Genomic DNA, 18,501 nt, shown 5'->3' on the forward strand with positions numbered 1-18,501 from the left:
TCGCGGCAACACCGTCGCGGGCTCACCGATGTGAGCGGAGATAGACGAAAGGTATAGCCTGGTTCTGCGTTTTCGGGATGGTACGGATCCCGTACGCGACTGAGGGGCCGGGAGCGAGCGATCGCCCCGGGAATCGATCGAAGATAAGGGCGTCAATGAGCGATCAGACCGGCAGTATTGAAAGCCACCACCTCCCCAAGGGAGCAACGGCGGAGACGTATGCTCCGAGTCCGGAGTTCCGCGAGCAGGCCAACGTCACCGACCCGTCCGTCTACTGGAAGGCCGCGCAGGATCCCGAGGGGTACTGGGCGGAGCAGGCCCAGAACCTGCAGTGGACGAAGCCGTTCAGTGAGGTGCTCGATTGGACGAACCCGCCGTTCGCGAAGTGGTTCCAGGACGGCGAGCTGAACGTCGCGTCGAACTGCCTCGATCGCCACGTGGCAGCGGGCAACGGCGACCGCGTCGCGCTCCACTTCGAGGGCGAACCGGGCGACACGCGCACCCTCACGTACGCCGAGCTCACGCACGAGGTGAAGCGCGCCGCGAACATGCTCACCAGCCTCGGCGTCGCCGAGGGCGACCGTGTGGCCATCTACATGCCGATGATCCCGGAGACGGTGATCGCCATGCTCGCCGTCGCGCGCCTCGGCGCAGCGCACTCGGTGGTCTTCGGCGGCTTCAGCGCTGAGAGTCTGCGCGCTCGCATCGACGACGCTGAGGCGCGTCTCGTGATCACGGCCGATGGCGGATGGCGCAAGGGACGCGTGTCTGCGCTGAAGCCGACCGTGGACGATGCGCTCGCGCTGAACGGCGGAGGCAGCACCGTCTCTCGCGTGCTCGTCGTCGAACGCGCGGGCAATGACGTCGCCTTCGATGAGGATCGCGACCTCTGGTGGCACCGCGAGATCACCGCATTCGACGGCGAGCACGAAGCTCAGGGCTTCCCCGCCGAGAACCCGCTCTTCATCCTGTACACCTCGGGAACCACGGGCAAGCCCAAGGGCATCCTGCACACCTCGGGCGGATATCTCACCCAGGTGTCGACCACCCACCGCGACGTCTTCGATCTGAAGCCCGACACCGACGTGTATTGGTGCACAGCCGACATCGGATGGATCACCGGGCACAGCTACGTGGTCTACGGTCCCCTCGCGAACGGCGCGACTCAGGTGATCTACGAGGGCACCCCGGAGACGCCCGATTGGGGCCGCTGGTGGTCGATCATTCAGAAGTACGGTGTGACGATCTTCTACACCGCGCCCACGGCCATTCGCGCCTGCATGAAGGTCGGGCGCCAGGTTCCGGAGCAGTACGACCTCTCGTCGATCCGGGTGCTCGGTTCGGTCGGCGAGCCCATCAACCCCGAGGCGTGGCGCTGGTACCGCGAGGTCATCGGCGCGGGCACCGCCCCCATCGTTGATACGTGGTGGCAGACGGAGACCGGCGCGATCATGATCTCACCGCTGCCGGGCCTCACGCCCCTGAAGCCGGGCAGCGCGCAGGTGCCGCAGCCAGGGATCTCGGTGACGGTGGTCGGCGAGGATGGCGCCCCCGTCGAGAACGGGCAGGGCGGCCTGCTCGTCGTGCAGCGCCCCTGGCCGTCGATGGTGCGCACGATCTGGGGCGACGATCAGCGTTTCATCGACACCTACTGGGCGAAGTTCGGCGACCGCTACTTCGCGGGCGACGGCGCCCGTCTCGACGAGGACGGCGACGTCTGGCTGCTCGGACGCGTGGACGACGTGATGAACGTGTCGGGCCACCGACTCTCGACCGCGGAGATCGAGTCGGCGCTGGTCGAGCACCACGCGGTCGCCGAATCGGCGGTCGTCGGGGCGGATGACGAGACGACGGGACAGGCCGTCGTCGCCTTCGTCATTCTGAAGTCGCAGCAGAGCATCCTGTCGCTCGATGACGCCGAGCCCGAGCTGAAGAAGCACGTCGCAGCCCAGATCGGTGCGATCGCGCGGCCGCGCCAGATCTTCATCGTCTCCGAACTGCCGAAGACACGGTCGGGCAAGATCATGCGGCGGCTGCTCAAGGACGCGGCAGAAGGCCGAGAGGTCGGCGACACGACCACGCTCGCCGACACATCGGTGATGCAGACGATCTCGGATCGCGTGCGCAGCGAGCGCGGCGACTGAGCCGCACGTTACCGAACCGCAGGCGACACACGACCGAGGCCTGGAACCCGCTTCAGGGTTCCCGGCCTCGGTCGTTTCGCACGTGCGCGGGTTCGCTGCACGGAGCGCGCGGTGTCAGTCCTCGATCTTGAACACGAATTCAATCTCGACGGGCGCGTCGAGCGGGAGGACGGCGACGCCGACGGCTGAACGCACGTGGATGCCGAGATCGCCGAAGACGCGACCCAGGAACATCGAGGCGCCATTCGCGACGGCGGGCTGACCCGTGAACGACGGATCGGATGCGATGAAGGCAGTGACCTTCACGACCTGAGAGATCTTGTCGAGCGACCCGATGACGCCTCGAGCGGCGGCGAGGGCGTTCAACGCGCAGAGCTGCGCGAGCTCTTCCGCGCGCTCGGGCGACACGAGCCCTGCTCCCAGACCCACTTTGCCCGTCTCGGGCAGAGCACCGTTCACGAACGGGAGCTGGCCGGCCGTGTACACGTAGTTGCCGTCACGCAGCGCGGGCACGTACGCGGCGACCGCCGCTGCGACCTCGGGGATCTCGTATCCCAGTTCGCGCAGCCGGTCCTCGATCACAGATGCCATGTCAGGCCTTCCTCTTCTTCATGTATGCGACGTTGCCGCCGGCCGGGCCCTCGATGATCTGCACGAGCTCCCACCCCTGCGCACCCCAGTTGTTCAGAATCTGCGCCTCGTTGTGCAGCAGCAGCGGCGTCACGAAGTACTCCCAGGTCGGGGCGGCTTCGGCGGATTCACTCACGTGCGGATCTCCCTCGGTAGACGGTGTGCAGCGCATGCCGGCGACCGGCATCGCCGCGACGCGGACGGGCGCGTTGCTGTTTTGTCAGCTACGTCGCTTACCCTTGATTCTATGACCCGTCAGACATCTCAGTCTTCGCGCGTGCGCTCGCAGAAACCTCGCACCGCAGGAGGGGCCCTCGCCGGGCTCCTCGGCGCGCTCGCCATGAGCGTGATCGCCGGTGTTCTCGTCACCGCAGCTGTGACGCCGGTGGTCGCTCTGAGCGGCACGGCCACGAAATCCGCAGTCGGCATCTTCGAGAGCCTGCCCGACCATCTGGACCCGGGCAAGCTCGCCGAGCCGTCGTCGATCTTCGCTACGACGAGCGATGGAAATAATGTCGAGGTCGCGACATTCTACGATCAGGATCGCGAGACGCTGGAGTGGGCCCAGATTCCGCAGTTCGTGAAAGATGCTGCAGTTGCAGAGGAGGATCCCCGCTTCTACACCCACGGCGGCGTCGACGTGCTCGCAACGGCCCGTGCCGTGCTGCAGAACGCAGCGGGGCAGAACCTCTCGGGCGCATCGACGATCACGATGCAGTACGTGCGTAACGTGCTGATTCAGGAGGCCATCGCGATTCCCGACAAGGAAGCGCAGAAGGAAGCCTACGAAGACGCGATGCGTCAGGACGTCGACCGCAAGCTCAAAGAGATGAAGTACGCGATCTCCATCGAGAAGAAGTACCCGAAGGACGAGATTCTGCTCGGGTATCTGAATATTGCGCTCTTCGGTCGACAGATCTACGGCATCGAATCAGCCGCGAAGTTCTACTACGGCAAATCGGCCGCCGATCTGTCGCTCGCGGAGTCCGCGAGCCTTGTGGCGATCGTGAACAACCCGTCTGAGTTGCAAATCGATGTCGAGGCGAATCTCCCTGCCAATACCGAGCGTCGCAACAAGATTCTCGACAGCATGCTCAGCCACGGAAAGATCACAGAGGCTCAGCATGAAGAAGCGGTAGCGACCCCTGTCACTCCGAACATCACCCCTCGCATTCAGGGGTGCAACGTCGCAGAACAGAACTACGGCCTCGGAGCCTTCTGCGATTACGTGCAGCGGTACATCAAGGCGGATCCGAACTTCGGTGACACCCCGACAGAACGCGAGTTCAATTTCAGTCGTGGTGGATACAAGATCTATACGACCATCGACCTCGACATGCAGGCCGCCGGCAATGATGCTACGCGCGGCACAGTTCCCGCGCTCATGGACGGGATCAAGGTCGGGTCGGCGTCGAGCAGCGTCGAGGTCGGCACCGGCAAGGTGCGCGCAATGGTGCAGAATCGCCCCTTCAACAACGCCGAATCGTTCTTGAAGGAGCATCCCGAATTCACGCCGGTGAACTACAACACGGATGAGGAGTTCGGCGGCTCGAGCGGATTCCAGGTGGGTTCAACCTTCAAACCGGTTACCCTCGCGGAGTGGATCCGCACGGGGCACTCAGTGCGTGACATTGTCAATGTCAACAGCCGAAAGGGCGTCCCGTACCAGTCGTTCCAGGCGACCTGCATGCCAGACGGAGTCTACAGTTACGGCTCGTTCGACTTCTCGAACGACAATGAGGGCATCAAGGGCAACCAGTCCGTACTCACGACCATCGCGAATTCCATCAATGGCGGTATCGTCTCGATGCAGCAGAAGATGGACCTCTGCGGCACGTTCGAGACGGCCAAAGCTCTCGGCATACATCGAGCTTCGGACCTTCCGGTCTGGTCACAGGAAGAGATCGATCAAGGAATGGCTCCGCCGGAGCTCCTCGGTACCACCAAGGTCCCGACACTCACCAATGATCCGCGTGACCTCTCGATGGTGCCGTCGAACACATACGGCGGCGTCGACGAGATCGCTCCCATCACCATGGCAGCGGCGTACTCCGCGTTTGCGGGCGACGGGACCGTCTGCACCCCGGTTCCCATCGAATCGATCGTGGATGACTCCGGCGAGCAAGTGCCCTTCACGAAGAGCGAATGCTCGCAAGCCATCGCACCGGAGGTGGCTGCCGGCGTGGCGTTCGCCCTGCAGAACGCGGTAACGGCGGGTCTCGCTGACCACGCGAGGTCGTCGACCGGTGTTCCGCATCTCGCGAAGACCGGAACGACTGATGATGTCATCGACAACTGGACAGTCGGTGCGAGCACGAAAGTCGCCACGGCGACCTGGGTGGGAAACGCGGATCCGTTTTGTGTCGATCCCGCCAACCCCGACAGTTGCTCCCGAGTGTCGACGATGGGCTTCGGCAACCTGATGTACGCCGATCAGACGATCTGGCCAGCGATCATGAACACCGCGGACGCGCGGTATGGCGGTGACGCCTTCCCCGAGCCTTCGGAGGCCGCTATCCGCCAGACGATGGTTTCGGTGCCGGACGTGAAGGGCAAATCCGTTGAAGAGGCGACGGGCATGCTGACACAGCTCGGATTCTCGGTGAATGATGGCGGCGAAGTCCCATCGTCGGAGGCCGAAGGCCTGGCGGCTCGCACCGATCCGGAGGCAGGCTCGTCGGTTGGTCTCGGTTCGGGAATCACTCTCTACCGCAGCAACGGCAAGGCGTCGAAGATCCCGGATGGGCTCGTGGGTCAGACGGGCAACAACGCGAAGTCTGCACTGAATAGCGCAGGGTTCGACAACGTCGAGTTCGCCTGCGGCACCGGCAGCGATTCGAAACCCAAATCGAACAAGGTGCTCTCGGTCAGCCCCGAAAGCGGCGCCGAGGTCAACCGTGGTGACACGGTGACGCTGGCGCTCGCCTGCGGCAAGAAGAACTGACCTTGGCAATGCATCCCGCGCGTTCGACGGCGGCCGTTCTCGGAGCGGCCGCCGTCGGCGTACTGACCTGGTCCACGCTCATCGAGCGACGGCTGTTCACGGTGCGGCGCCATACGTTGCCCGTGCTGCCGGACTCCCGCAGTCCGATCCGGGTACTGCAGCTCTCAGACCTGCATTTGGCGCCATGGCAAGCGCAGAAGGTCGACTGGGTGCGCTCCCTCGCGGAGCTTCGCCCCGACCTGGTCGTGCTGACCGGAGATCTCATGGGCCATCGCGAAGCGCTCCCGGCGCTGCTGCATGCGTTGCGGCCGCTCGTCGAGCAGACGCCCACGGTGTTCGTTCACGGCTCGAACGACTACTACGGTCCGCTCTTCAAGAACCCCGTCAAGTACCTGCTCGAGCCGAGTAGGCAGAGCACGCGCACCCCTGATCTCGACAACGGTGCGATCACCCGCGGGCTGACCGAGCTGGGCGCGATCGACCTCAACAACGATGCGGTTCGGCTCTCCATTCGCGGCAGCAGCGTCGAGCTGTTCGGCCTGAACGACCCGCACATTCGCTACGACGACGCAGATCGTATGCGCGCGGCCGCCGCAGCGTTGACGCAGAACGAGGGCGCAGCCGTCGAAGCCGACCCGGCCCCGGTGCGCCTCGGCGTCGTGCACGCGCCCTATCAGGAGTCCCTGGGCGCGCTGCTGACGGCCGGATCGGACCTGATCCTGGCCGGGCATACGCACGGCGGCCAAGTGCGCGTACCGGGCGTCGGGGCGCTCACCGCGAACTGCGACCTCCCGACCGAGCAAGCACGCGGCCTGAGCGTCTGGTTCGACGCGCACCGCGCCGCGTTCCTGAACGTCAGCGCGGGGCTGGGCAACTCGATCTACGCGCCGGTGCGTTTCGCCTGCCGCCCCGAGGCATCGCTGATCACACTGGAATCGCGGTAGGCCGGAGAACGCACTCCAGCCTCGAGACAAACATCAGGCCCCGGTCGTCGACGTGAACGACCGGGGCCTGATGCTGTACTGGCGACCCGCCCCTACTCGGCCCGCCGCGCCGCGATGATCTCAGCGATCTGCACCGCGTTCAGCGCTGCACCCTTGCGCAGATTGTCGTTCGAGATGAACAGCGTCAGACCGCGGCCGTCGGGAGCGGACTGGTCAGCGCGAATGCGCCCGACGAGCGAGGGATCCTTGCCTGCCGCCTCGAGGGGCGTCGGGACGTCGGTGAGTTCGACGCCGGGAGCTGCTGCGAGCACCTCACGAGCACGATCCGCCGAGATCTCGCGAGCGAATTCGGCGCTGATCGACAACGAGTGCCCGGTGAAGACCGGCACGCGCACGCACGTTCCGGCGACTCGCAGCTCGGGGAGCTCGAGGATCTTCCGGCTCTCGTTGCGCAGCTTCTTCTCTTCGTCAGTCTCACCCTCGCCGTCTTCGACGATGGAGCCGGCGAGCGGCAGTACGTTGAATGCGATCGTCTTGGTGTAGACCTCGGGAGCCGGGAAGTCCACGGCGCCCCCGTCATGTACGAGCTGCTCGAGCTCGCCCGACTCGACGGCTGCAACGGCCTGACCGGCCAGCTCGCGGGCCCCGACGAGGCCTGAGCCCGACACGGCCTGGAACGTCGTGACGATGAGCCGTTCGAGCCCGGCCTCGGAGTCGAGTGCCTTCATCACCGGCATGGCTGCCATCGTGGTGCAGTTCGGGTTCGCGATGATCCCCTTCCGCGCCTCGTCGATCGCGTGCGGGTTGACCTCGCTCACCACGAGGGGAACGTCCGGGTCGAGTCGCCACGCACTCGAATTGTCGATGACCGTGGCACCCGCGGCGGCGAACTCCGGCGAGTACTGCTTCGAAGCGGCGCCACCGGCGGAGAAGAGCGCGATATCGATGCCGCTCTTGTCCGCTGTCGCGACGTCCTCGACGACGATGCTCTCGCCGCGGAATTCAAGCGTCGAGCCCGCCGAGCGCGCGCTGGAGAAGAAGCGGATGTTCGCGATCGGGAAGTCCCGCTCGTCGAGCAAACGGCGCATCACTGCGCCCACCTGACCGGTTGCGCCGACGACGGCGATCGAGAGTCCCTGCTGTGCAGCCATGTGTTTCGAGATCCTGTTCTGTGTTTCGCCGTGAAAGAGTTATCGGCCGGTGCCGGCGTAGACCGTGGCTTCGGTCTCGGCATCGAGGCCGAACGCCGTGTGGAGTACGCGGACCGCCTTGTCGAGGAGGTCGGCTCGGGTGACGACCGAGATCCTGATCTCCGAAGTCGAGATCATTTCGATATTGATGTCGGCCTCGTACAGCGCACGGAAGAGCTGCGCGGATACGCCCGTACTCGTGCGCATGCCGGCGCCCACGACGGCGAGCTTGGCGATCTGATCGTCGTACTGCAGACTCTCGAATCCGAGTGCTTCGCGTTCCGCTTCGAGCGCCTCGATGACTTTCCGACCGTCGCCGAGCGGGACCGTGAAGGAGATATCGGTGCGGTTCGTTTGCGCCGCCGAGACGTTCTGCACGATCATGTCGATGTTCGCGTGCGTCTTCGCCACGATCTCGAAGATCTGGGCAGCTTTGCCCGGAATGTCCGGCACACCGCCCACGGTGACCTTCGCCTCGCTCTTCTCAGCGGCGATACCAGTGATGATCGGCTCTTCCACCTGATCTCCCTTCGGATGCCCCTTGGCGGGGTCGTAGACGATGGTGCCCGGCTCGTCGGAGAACGAGGAGCGGACGTGCAGCACGACGCCGTGGCGGCGGGCGTACTCGACGGCGCGCAGGTGCAGCACCTTCGCGCCGGACGCCGCGAGTTCGAGCATCTCCTCCGCCGTGATGGCGTCGATCTTCCGCGCGAGCGGCACGACGCGAGGATCGGTCGTGAAGATGCCGTCGACGTCGGTGTAGATCTCGCATACATCGGCGCCGAGGGCGGCGGCGAGTGCAACGGCGGTCGTGTCGGATCCGCCGCGCCCGAGCGTGGTGATGTCTCGCGAGTCGCGACTGAATCCTTGGAAGCCTGCGACGATGGCGACGGCGCCCTGGTCGAGGGCCTCGCGCACGCGGCCGGGCGTCACATCGACGATCTTCGCCGAACCGTGCTCGGCGGTGGTGATCATTCCCGCTTGGCTGCCCGTGAAAGAGAGCGCTTCGATGCCCATGCCTTTGATCGTCATCGCGAGCAAGGCCATCGAGATGCGCTCACCCGCGGTGAGGAGCATGTCGAGTTCTCGCGGTGCGGGGATCGGCGTGCACGCCGCTGCGAGTTCGAGCAGTTCATCGGTGGTGTCGCCCATGGCGCTCACGGCGACGACGACCTCGTTGCCCCCGCGACGCGCCTCGACGATGCGCTTCGCGACGCGCTTGATGCTCTCGGCGTCGGCTACGGACGAGCCCCCGAATTTCTGCACGATCAACGCCACGCGGGTTCCTCCTGAATATCCGAGCCGAAAGCTCAGTCTATCGGACCAGAACTTCGGGTGATGTCTCCGGTTACTCCACCTTACGGCGGCCTTCGAAGGCGCGTCCGAGTGTGACTTCATCGGCGAATTCCAGGTCGCCGCCGACGGGAAGCCCCGAGGCCAGACGCGATACCGGCACTTCGATGGAGGTCAGCAGCCGCGACAGGTACGCCGCGGTGGCTTCGCCCTCCAGGTTCGGATCGGTCGCGATGATCACTTCTTGCACGTGGTTCTCACCGACGCGACGCATCAGTGCGGGGATGCTGAGATCGTCGGGTCCGACGCCGTCGATCGGGCTGATGGCGCCGCCGAGCACGTGATACAGGCCGCGGAACTGACGCGTGCGCTCGATCGCGACCACGTCTTTCGGCTCTTCGACGACGCAGATGATGCTGTCGTCGCGGCGCGGGTCTCGGCAGATCGAGCACCGCTCGTGCTCCGTGATGTTGCCGCACACGTCGCAGAAGCGCACCTTCTCGCGGACCTCGCTGAGCAGTTCGGCGAGCTTGGAGACGTCGAAGTTCTGCGTCTGCAGAATGTGGAACGCGATGCGCTGCGCCGACTTCGGACCGATGCCAGGCAGCCGACCGAACTCGTCGATCAGGTCTTGGACGATGCCGTCGTACACGGTGGAGCCTCCTCGGGTTGACGACGTGACGCGCGCCGTTCAGCACACACCCTAGTCGCGACGTTGCATGGGCCGCTCAACGCGGCGGGAGCGGGCGCTCCTCGACGAACCGGGCCCCGAGCACTTCGCGCACCACTGACTCGCCGTACCGTGTGAATGCGGGCCGAGCCGCCGGCGAGGCGGGGGCGGCAGCGGCAGCTGGAGCTGGAGCTGGAGCTGGAGCTGGAGCTGGAGCCTGGCCGCCGGACGATATCCGGGCTGCCGACGGCGCGGCAGGGGCGGGAGGGACGGCTGCGGGCGCCTGGCCGAGCGTAGATGCGACACCTGCCGAAGATGCCGGGGTCGGTGCGTACGGGTCGCCCTCCGCCGAGTCGTCCGGCGCTTCGCCGGGGTCTCCCGCATAGGGGTCGCCGTACTCCGCCGGATCTGCGAACCGTGCGGGCGCCGCATCTGCGTCGACCGCTGCACGCGCGGCCGCAGGCGCTTCTCCCGCTGGGGGCTGTGCCTCGGCTGCGTCCTGCGTCATGGCTGCCTCATCGCGCGTCGCCGCGGCGGCAGAGGCCGACGGTTCTTGCTCAGCGGTGGTCGGAGCATCGTTCGAGTTCGATGCGGGGGTCGGAGCGTCGATCGAGCTCGATGCGGCCGGTGGCGCAGATTCGGGCTGCGGATCTGCCCAGGCGGGAGCAGCGAGAGCCGGACCCAAGCCGCTCAGGCGTGCCGCTGCCCGAACCATCGGGTCGTTCGCGTCTGGGGCGGCGACGGTCACGCCCTGCGGTTCGGAGGAGCGTGTGTCGGATGCGGTATCAGGCGTATGCCCGGCTGGGTGAGGCTCCTCTGCGTCAGCTGCGGCCTCTGGCTCGCGCGCGGCGCCGTGACCGGCAGCCGCCTCGCCGGCGGTCATGCGCTTCGGCTTGTATTTCACGCTGATGCCAACGGCGGAGAGAATCGTCTCTCGGAGCGGACCGGCTCCGGTCGTCTTGAATGCGGCGAGATCGGATTCCGAGGCGAGGCCGACCGTGAGCACGTCGCCTTCGAGCGCCAGCGGCGCGATCACTCGCACGGCGTTCCATGCATCACGATCGAGCTCGAGCAGTTCCTCGAGCAGATCGGGCCACACCTCCATCAGGTCTTCGTACCCGCCGGAGGTTTCGGCGTCGGACTCCGTCACGGCCTCGTCAGAGACGGGCCCTTCGGCCGCGGCCGCCTGCTCAGCCGGAGCCGGCGCGGTGTCACCGACGGTGCCACCGACGGTGGCCCCTGCTGCGGGCGCCGCCGGCCGGGGTGCCGGTGCATCGTTGCCGATGCTCTCGATCTGCGCCGAGCTGAGCACTGCCGAGATCGGACGGCCGAATTTCGCTGCGCCCTCATTCGGATGGGGAGCTCCAGCATGCGGAGCTCCAGCATGCGGTGCTCCAGCATGCGGTGCTCCGGCGTGCGGGGTCTCCAGTCGAGGCGGCGCGGCTCTCGGCGCGGCTGGCGGAGTCGCGGTGTCTTCGACTGCAGTCGCCCCCGCAGTCTCAGGATCGGACGCAGGAGCAGGTGAGGGCACAGGAGCAGGAGCAGGCGACGGCGCAGGAGTAGGCGCCTGCGCCGTCGCTGCTGGCCGCGCTGCCTCCCCGCCCTGCGCATCCTGCGACAGGAACTCCCGGATCGATGCTGCCGTCTGCGCGGCATTCGGGGTGCCAGGTGCAGCGTTCGGCGCGGCCGGATCGCCCGGAGCCGGCGCCGGCCGAGGCGTTTCCGTCTGCTCAACCGCAGCGCTGCGAGCCGCCGCGAGCGCGGCCATGGGATCGGGCGCCGGCTGGGCCGGCGCGGCGGCGTTCGCGGGAGCTGCACCCGACGGCCGCTCGCCGGTCGGCACCGAGCCGGGCTGCGCCGACTGCGCCGACTGCGCACGCGGCTCAGTGCGCTCCACCGGCTGCGCGGCGTGCACCAGGGCTCGCGCGATCATGAGTTCGAGCTGCAGCCGCGGCGCGGTGGCACCCGCCATCTTGTCGAGGGCAGCGCTCACGACATCGGCGATGCGCGACAGCTCGCCCGGCCCGAAAGCGCGGGCCTGCTCGAACATCCGCGTGAGCTGATCCTGCGGCACGCCGCGGAAGATCGCTGCAGCACCGTCGACGGTCGTGGCATTCACCACGATGAGGTCGCGCAGGCGTTCGAGCAGGTCCTCGACGAAGCGACGCGGATCCTGCCCAGTCTGCACGACACGATCCGTCGCTCGGAATGCTGCGGCGGCATCATGCGCCCCGAATGCGGCGACGGCGTCGTCGAGCAGCTCTGCGTGGGTGAAGCCGAGCAGGCCGGCTGCGCGGTCGGCGGTGACGAGCGGAGTCTCGGACCCCGCGATGAGCTGGTCGAGAATCGACAGCGTATCGCGCACCGATCCGCCGCCCGCTCGCACGACGAGGGGAAGCACGCCGGGCTCGACCTGCACGCCTTCGCTGTCGCAGAGCGACTGCACGTAGTCGATGAGGGTGCCGGGTGCGATGAGGCGGAAGGGATAGTGGTGGGTGCGCGAGCGGATCGTGCCGATGACCTTGTCTGGCTCGGTCGTCGCGAACACGAACTTCACGTGCGGCGGCGGCTCCTCGACGATCTTGAGCAGCGCGTTGAACCCGCCGGGCGTCACCATGTGCGCCTCGTCGATGATGAAGATCTTGAACCGATCGCGCGCCGGGGCGAAGACCGCGCGTTCGCGCAGGTCCCTGGCATCATCGACGCCGCCGTGGCTCGCGGCATCGATCTCGACGACATCGAGCGAACCGCCACCGTCGCGGCTGAGTTCGACGCAGCTCGGGCAGACTCCGCACGGCGTATCAGTGGGCCCCTCGGCGCAGTTCAGGCACCGTGCAAGAATGCGGGCCGAGGTCGTCTTGCCGCAGCCCCGCGGGCCGCTGAACAAATAGGCGTGCCCGATGCGACCGGTGCGCAGGGCCGTCATCAACGGTTCGGTGACCTGCGACTGCCCGATCATCTCGGAGAAAGCTTCTGGCCGATATCGGCGATAGAGTGCGGCAACCACGACACCATGCTACCGGCGGCCGCCGACATTCTGGCCGGGGCCGAGGGCTACCTGAGGCTCAGGTCAGGCGCTTCGAGCCCGTACTCGTGGCGCAGCGCCGATTTCGCCGCGTACCAGCCGCACAACCCGTGCACGCCGGGGCCCGGAGGCGTCGATGACGACGCGAGGTAGATGCCGCGGCCCGGAGTGCGCCAAGGGTCGACTGAGAGGGTCGGCCGCGCGATCAGCTGCGGCAGCGTGATGGCTCCCGCGCTGAAATCGCCGCCGTGGTAATTGCGGTTGTAGCGCGACATCTCGTCCGCGGTCGTCACGCGCACAGCGCGGATCCGGTCGCGGAACCCGGGAGCGAAGCGCTCGATCTGCCGGATCACCGGCTCGCCCATGTCGACCGTCGACCCGCTCGGCACGTGCGTGTACGTCCATACGGCGTTCACTCCTGGAGCATTGCGGCCGGCATCGAACTCCTCGGTCTGCGCGAGCAGCACATAGGGGTGAGCGGGGTGCCCGCCCGAGGCCACGACGCGTTCCGACGCTGCGAGCTCCGGTCTGCTGCCGCCGACGTGCACCGTGGGCGCCTGCGCCACGCGCGGATCGCTCCACGGGATCGGTCCGTCGAGCACGAAGTCGACCTTCGTCGCAGCGTCACCGTAGGAGAAGCGACGCAGGGCGCGCCGGTACCGCGATGGGAGCTCTGATCCTGCGATCCGCTCGAGCCCGCGCGCCGACGTGTCGAAGACGCGAACCCGGAACGACGAGAGCTCGCGGACGTCATCGACCGGGTGCGCCGTCTCGATGCGCCCTCCGTGCGCGAGCAGATCAGCCGCGAGTGCGTCGGTGATGGCGCGGGATCCCCCCACCGGCACCGGCCACCCCACTGTGTGGGCGAGCGCGCCGAGCACGAGCCCGACGCCCGCGGTCGCGAGGTTCGGGAGCCTGCCGATGCTGTGCGCGGCGACACCGGAGAGCAGGGCCGGGGCAGCGGCCTCGCGGAATCGCGCATTCCACAGCGGAGTGCCCTGTTCGAGCGCGCGAAGACCGGTGAGCAGCGCGGCGATCGGATGCGCTGGCCACCGCAGCATGCCACCCCCCAGCGTGAAGTCGAGCACTCCGGGGAGATGCTGCAGGAGCGGTCGGTAGAACCGGCCGTAGGCCGCGCCGTCGCGCCCCAGCTCGGCGATCGTGCGATCGAGGTCGCGGTACGCGATCGCCGCGCGATCCGCCCCGCCCCCGGCTCGGCCGTCGAGCGGATTCGCGTAGGAGGCAGCCGGAACCACGAACTCCATGCGTCGTTCGATCTCGAAGGCCCGGAAGAACCCCGTCGCGAGCGCCATGGGGTGGATGGCGGAACACACGTCGTGCAGCACCCCCGGCTCCACGAGTTCGGTGGTGCGCGTGCCACCGCCGATCGTCTCGGCGGCCTCGAACACCGTCACGGGAACACCCGCCCGCGCGAGCGTCACAGCGGCGGCGAGCCCGTTCGGGCCCGCACCGATGACGGCCGCTCCCCCAGAAGACTGCATAGTCCGATCGTACTCTTCGTATGCGCTCCCACGCCGAAACGCCGAGTCGGACCGGCTTCAGAGGGGCGGCGTGGGAATGAAAATACTCCCCACGCACCCGCCAGAGCCCAGGTACCCTTGCTTCGTTTCCGACCTGGGGGAGTTCCCTGAGATAGCGCCACGTGGGGAGCCAGTCCAGTCTACCCGACGTTGAGCCCCGTTCGGTACGCGGCCAGCACCGCGCCGGGCGGCGCTCCCGCCGACCCCGGCAGGAGCGCCGCTACGCCTGCGCGTCGCCCGCCGGCTGCGCCTCGGCCGCCAGCACCTCTTCCGCATGCGCCTCGGCGTCCTCGCCCGCGAACTGCGCCTGATACAGCGCGTAGTACGCTCCGCGACGAGCGAGCAGCTCATCGTGCGACCCCTGCTCGACGATGCTGCCGCGCTCCATCATGAGAATGGTGTCGGCGTCGCGAATCGTCGACAGCCGATGGGCGATCACGAACGAGGTGCGATCGGCGCGCAACGCACTCATGGCCTGCTGCACGAGCACCTCCGTGCGCGTGTCGACGGACGAGGTCGCCTCGTCGAGGATCAGCAGCGACGGATTCGCGATGAAGGCCCGAGCGATGGTGAGGAGCTGTCGCTCCCCCGCCGACAACGACGACGCGTTCTCCGAGATCACCGTGTCGTACCCATCGGGCAACTGCCGCACGAACCGATCGACCATCGTCGCCTCAGCGGCTGCGACGACCTCGTCGTCGGTCGCATCGAGTCGCCCGTACCGGATGTTCTCGCGGATCGACCCTTCGAAGAGCCACGCGTCTTGCAGCACCATGCCGACCTGGCCTCGCAGCTCCGCGCGTGACAGATGGGTGATGTCGATGCCGTCGAGCAGGATGCGCCCACGATCCAGCTCGTAGAAGCGCATCACGAGATTCACGAGCGTCGTCTTGCCCGCGCCGGTCGGCCCGACGATGGCGACCGTGTGCCCCGGGCTCGCCTCGAGCGACAACCCCTCGATCAGCGGCTGATTCGGTTCGTAGCTGAAGGCGACGTCTTCGAACTGCACGTGACCGCTCGTGCGCTCGGGCAAGCGCTCCGAAGCCGTATCCGCGTCCTGCTCATCGGCGTCGAGCAGCTCGAACGTGCGCTCGGCGGATGCGACGCCGGACTGCAGCATGTTCGCCATCCCCGCCATTTCGGCGATGGGCTGGGAGAACTCCCGCGAGTACTGGATGAATGCCGTCACATCGCCGAGCGTCATCTGCCCGCCGGTCACCCGGAGCGCGCCCACCACAGCGATGAGCACGTAGCTCAGGTACTGCACGAACTGCATCGCCGGCATGATGGTGCCGGAGAGCGCCTGGGCCCGGTACGCGGCGCCGAAGAGCCCCTCGTTGCGCCGGTCGAACTCCTCGAGCATCTCGGCATCGCGGTTGAAGATGCGCACCAGCTCGTGGCCCGTGAACGACTCCTCGATGTGACCGTTCAGGTCGCCCGTGTGCTTCCACTGCGCGACGAAGAGCTTCTGCGCGCGCACCCCGACGACTCCGGCGATGATGCCCGACAGCGGGAGGGCGATCAGCGCGATCAGCGCCAACTGCCAGGAGACGATGAACATCATCGCCGTGATGCCGATCACCATCAGCAGCGATTGCACCAGCTGCGACAGGGCCTGCTGCAGCGCCTGCTGGATGTTGTCGACATCGTTCGTCACCCGCGAGAGCACGTCGCCGCGCTGACGGCCGTCGAAGTAGCTGAGCGGCAGACGATTGATCTTCGCCTCGATGTCGGCGCGCAGCTGGTAGACGACCTTCATGACGAGGCGGTTCAAGATGAACCCCTGCAGCCACATGAGCACCGATGCGACGAGGTACATGCCGAGCACGGTCAGGATCAGGCGACCGAGCAGGTCGAAGTCGATCCCTTCGCCCGGCACGATCTGCGCGCCGGCCAGCACGTCGGCGAACTGCTCGTTGCCGGATGCGCGCGCGGCGTCGACGGCCTGGTCCAGCGTGATGCCAGCGGGCAGCTGCTTGCCGAGAATGCCGTTGAAGATCACGTCCATGGCCTGGCCGAGGATCTTCGGCGCGATCACGGTCAGCACCACCGAGCCGATCACGAGCAGCACGACGAGCGAGAACTGCCATTTGTGCGGCGCGAGCAACCCGACGAGGCGCTTCGCCGACGGCCAGAAGTGCTTCGCCTTCTTGACGGGCTGACTGCCCGTCCAGTCGTCGTTATCGGGCTGGTAGTCGTCGGGCAGTTCGAGGTCTTCGGTGCTCTGAGCCTCGGCTGAAGAGTGCTTCCGGGCCATTACGCCGCCTCCGTCGCTTCGAGTTGAGACCGGACGATCTCGCGGTACACCTCACTGGTGTCGAGCAGCTCCGCGTGAGTGCCCCGATCGACGATCTCGCCGGCCTCCACCACGAGAATCTGATCGGCTTCCGTGATCGTGGAGACGCGCTGGGCGACGATGATCGTCGTAGCTCCGGCGGTCGCGTGCGGAAGCGCAGCCCGCAGTTTCGCGTCGGTCGCGACGTCGAGCGCCGAGAACGAATCGTCGAACAGGTACACCCGCGGCTTCGCCACCAGCGCGCGGGCGATCGACAGTCGCTGCCGTTGTCCGCCGGAGACGCTCGTGCCGCCCTGCGACACGGGCTCGTCGAGCCCGAGTTCTTTCTCGCGCACGAAATCGTCGCCCTGCGCGATGCGCAGCGCCTCCCACAGTTCTTCGTCGCTCGCATCGGCCCGCCCGAAGCGGAGGTTCGACGCGATCGTGCCGGAGAACAAGTACGGGCGTTGCGGAACGAGGCTCACCGCTTGGGCCAGCTGCGCGCGAGTGAGCGCATCGACGGGCGCTCCATCGATCGTGATCGAGCCTTCCTGCGGATCGTAGAGGCGGAGCAGCAGGTTGAGCAGCACCGTCTTCCCCGCGCCGGTCGACCCGATGATCGCCGTCGTCTTCCCGGCTTCGGCGACGAAGCTCGCGCCCGTGATGACCGGCTTCTCCGCACCGGGGAACCCGAAGGTGACCCGATCGAACTCGATGCGACCGGCCGCGGGCGTCGGCACCGTCTGCTCAGACGGGAACGACAGCGTCGAACGCGTGTCGAGCAGCTCACGAATGCGCTCTGCGCAGACGACCGCGCGCGGAATCATCATCGTCATGAAGACGCCCATCATCACCGCCATCAGGATCTGCAGCAGGTACTGCAGGAACGCGGTCAGCGACCCGACCTGGACGAGGCCGTCGTCGACGCGATGCCCGCCGAACCACAGCACCGCGGCAGTCGCGAAGTGCAGCACCATCATGATGACGGGGAACATCAGCACGAAGACGTTGCCGACCTTGACCGAGACCTCGGTGATGTCACGGTTCGCCCGCTCGTAGCGATCCGCTTCGAAGTTCTCTCGCACGAACGCGCGGACCACGCGGATCCCCATGATCTGCTCGCGCAGCACCCCGTTGATCGTGTCGACCCGCGTCTGCATCGTGCGGAACAGCGGCAGCAGGATCCAGACGAGGAACCCGACGATGACGGCGAGGATCGCCACAGACGCCCAGACGAGCCACGACATCCCCGCGTCTTCGCGAAGCGCCATGATGATGCCGCCGACCGCCATGATCGGTGCCGTGACCATGAAGTTGAGCGTCATGAGCACCAGCATCTGGATCTGCTGCACATCGTTCGTACCTCGCGTGATCAGCGTGCCCGCCCCGAATTTGGTGGCTTCGAGCGTGCTCAGCGAGTCGACCTTGCGATACACCTCGCGACGCAGATCTCGCCCCACACCCATCGAGGTGCGCGCGCCGAAGTACACTGCGGTCACCGCCGTGGCGACCTGTGCGAGCGATACCAGCAGCATCGTGCCACCGGTGTTCCAGATGAAGCCCGTGTCTCCGCGCGCGATGCCCTGATCGATGATCTGGGCGTTCAAGCTCGGCAGCCAGAGAGCGGCGATCGTCGACAGCAGCTGGAGCCCGAGCACGGCGGCGATGAAGGGCCAGTACTGCTTCGCGTGGCGGAACGTCAAGGCGATGAGAGCCACGGGGATCCTTTCTCCAAGTGTCGCGGGGCGGGGACGCACCCGAAGCGTGGGCGCCGAGCCTGCGCGGCCGGAACACGGTACTCACTCTGCGACGGCTGTACCAGCAGTCGTACCGGCGACGGGGCAA

At 66.9% G+C, this 18,501-nt stretch carries 12 protein-coding genes and 1 other RNA gene; 3 read left to right on the forward strand and 10 right to left on the reverse strand.

The genetic code is table 11. The features are described from left to right. Positions 1–155 precede the first annotated feature (155 nt). Positions 156–2,144 (forward strand): acetate--CoA ligase, encoded by a 1,989-nt coding sequence (gene acs / locus JSQ98_RS07915; RefSeq protein ID WP_211649121.1) that lies wholly within the window; start codon positions 156–158, stop codon positions 2,142–2,144. Positions 2,145–2,258: 114 nt separating this feature from the next. Here the strand turns inward: acs and JSQ98_RS07920 are convergent, their stop codons facing one another. Together JSQ98_RS07920 and sp36 are read right to left on the reverse strand one after the other, a co-directional pair. Next, positions 2,259–2,735, reverse strand: coding sequence for a RidA family protein (locus JSQ98_RS07920; RefSeq protein WP_090151968.1), 477 nt, complete (start codon positions 2,733–2,735; stop codon positions 2,259–2,261). A 1-nt stretch (position 2,736) separates the two neighbouring features. Further along, the gene (gene sp36 / locus JSQ98_RS07925; protein WP_141653254.1) at positions 2,737–2,910 is read right to left on the reverse strand and encodes a Sp36 family protein; all 174 of its coding nucleotides are present in this window, start codon (positions 2,908–2,910) and stop codon (positions 2,737–2,739) included. Between the two features lie 111 nt (positions 2,911–3,021). Here sp36 and JSQ98_RS07930 point away from each other — a divergent pair, with 111 nt between their 5' ends. Continuing rightward, positions 3,022–5,718: a transglycosylase domain-containing protein gene (locus tag JSQ98_RS07930; protein ID WP_249290777.1), complete on the forward strand. Its 2,697-nt coding sequence runs from the start codon at positions 3,022–3,024 to the stop codon at positions 5,716–5,718. Positions 5,719–5,726: 8 nt separating this feature from the next. Beyond that, positions 5,727–6,662: a metallophosphoesterase gene (locus tag JSQ98_RS07935; protein ID WP_211650460.1), complete on the forward strand. Its 936-nt coding sequence runs from the start codon at positions 5,727–5,729 to the stop codon at positions 6,660–6,662. A 92-nt stretch (positions 6,663–6,754) separates the two neighbouring features. Here JSQ98_RS07935 and JSQ98_RS07940 read toward each other — a convergent pair whose 3' ends face one another. The 8 genes from JSQ98_RS07940 to JSQ98_RS07975 all read right to left on the reverse strand — a co-directional run bounded on the left by JSQ98_RS07940 (position 6,755) and on the right by JSQ98_RS07975 (position 18,374). After that, positions 6,755–7,813, reverse strand: a complete 1,059-nt coding sequence (locus tag JSQ98_RS07940) for an aspartate-semialdehyde dehydrogenase (RefSeq protein ID WP_211649122.1) — start codon at positions 7,811–7,813, stop codon at positions 6,755–6,757. A gap of 39 nt (positions 7,814–7,852) precedes the next feature. After that, on the reverse strand, positions 7,853–9,130 hold the full coding sequence (locus JSQ98_RS07945) for an aspartate kinase (RefSeq protein ID WP_090151979.1): 1,278 nt from the start codon (positions 9,128–9,130) through the stop codon (positions 7,853–7,855). A gap of 70 nt (positions 9,131–9,200) precedes the next feature. Continuing rightward, entirely contained in the window at positions 9,201–9,797 is a 597-nt protein-coding gene (gene recR / locus JSQ98_RS07950; protein WP_211649123.1) for a recombination mediator RecR, read from the reverse strand. A 76-nt stretch (positions 9,798–9,873) separates the two neighbouring features. Continuing rightward, on the reverse strand, positions 9,874–12,774 hold the full coding sequence (locus JSQ98_RS07955) for a DNA polymerase III subunit gamma and tau (protein WP_211650462.1): 2,901 nt from the start codon (positions 12,772–12,774) through the stop codon (positions 9,874–9,876). Between the two features lie 95 nt (positions 12,775–12,869). After that, positions 12,870–14,342, reverse strand: coding sequence for a phytoene desaturase family protein (locus JSQ98_RS07960; RefSeq protein ID WP_090152001.1), 1,473 nt, complete (start codon positions 14,340–14,342; stop codon positions 12,870–12,872). 77 nt (positions 14,343–14,419) lie between these two features. Beyond that, an RNA gene (gene ffs, locus JSQ98_RS07965) (signal recognition particle sRNA small type) lies at positions 14,420–14,516 on the reverse strand. 85 nt (positions 14,517–14,601) lie between these two features. Further along, positions 14,602–16,638, reverse strand: a complete 2,037-nt coding sequence (locus JSQ98_RS07970; protein ID WP_211649124.1) for an ABC transporter ATP-binding protein — start codon at positions 16,636–16,638, stop codon at positions 14,602–14,604. Continuing rightward, positions 16,638–18,374: an ABC transporter ATP-binding protein gene (locus JSQ98_RS07975; protein WP_211649125.1), complete on the reverse strand. Its 1,737-nt coding sequence runs from the start codon at positions 18,372–18,374 to the stop codon at positions 16,638–16,640. The genes JSQ98_RS07970 and JSQ98_RS07975 overlap by 1 nt, the downstream gene beginning before the upstream one ends. Positions 18,375–18,501: the final 127 nt, after the last annotated feature.

This window comes from Leucobacter manosquensis (assembly GCF_018304845.1).
Lineage (GTDB): Bacteria > Actinomycetota > Actinomycetes > Actinomycetales > Microbacteriaceae > Leucobacter > Leucobacter alluvii.

Coding starts and splice junctions, on each gene's coding strand:
- acs (WP_211649121.1), top strand. CDS start 156: ATGAGCGATCAGACCGGCAGTATTGAAAGCCACCACCTCCCCAAGGGA.
- JSQ98_RS07920 (WP_090151968.1), bottom strand. CDS start 2,735: ATGGCATCTGTGATCGAGGACCGGCTGCGCGAACTGGGATACGAGATC.
- JSQ98_RS07930 (WP_249290777.1), top strand. CDS start 3,022: ATGACCCGTCAGACATCTCAGTCTTCGCGCGTGCGCTCGCAGAAACCT.
- JSQ98_RS07935 (WP_211650460.1), top strand. CDS start 5,727: ATGCATCCCGCGCGTTCGACGGCGGCCGTTCTCGGAGCGGCCGCCGTC.
- JSQ98_RS07940 (WP_211649122.1), bottom strand. CDS start 7,813: ATGGCTGCACAGCAGGGACTCTCGATCGCCGTCGTCGGCGCAACCGGT.
- JSQ98_RS07955 (WP_211650462.1), bottom strand. CDS start 12,774: ATGATCGGGCAGTCGCAGGTCACCGAACCGTTGATGACGGCCCTGCGC.
- JSQ98_RS07960 (WP_090152001.1), bottom strand. CDS start 14,342: ATGCAGTCTTCTGGGGGAGCGGCCGTCATCGGTGCGGGCCCGAACGGG.
- JSQ98_RS07970 (WP_211649124.1), bottom strand. CDS start 16,638: ATGGCCCGGAAGCACTCTTCAGCCGAGGCTCAGAGCACCGAAGACCTC.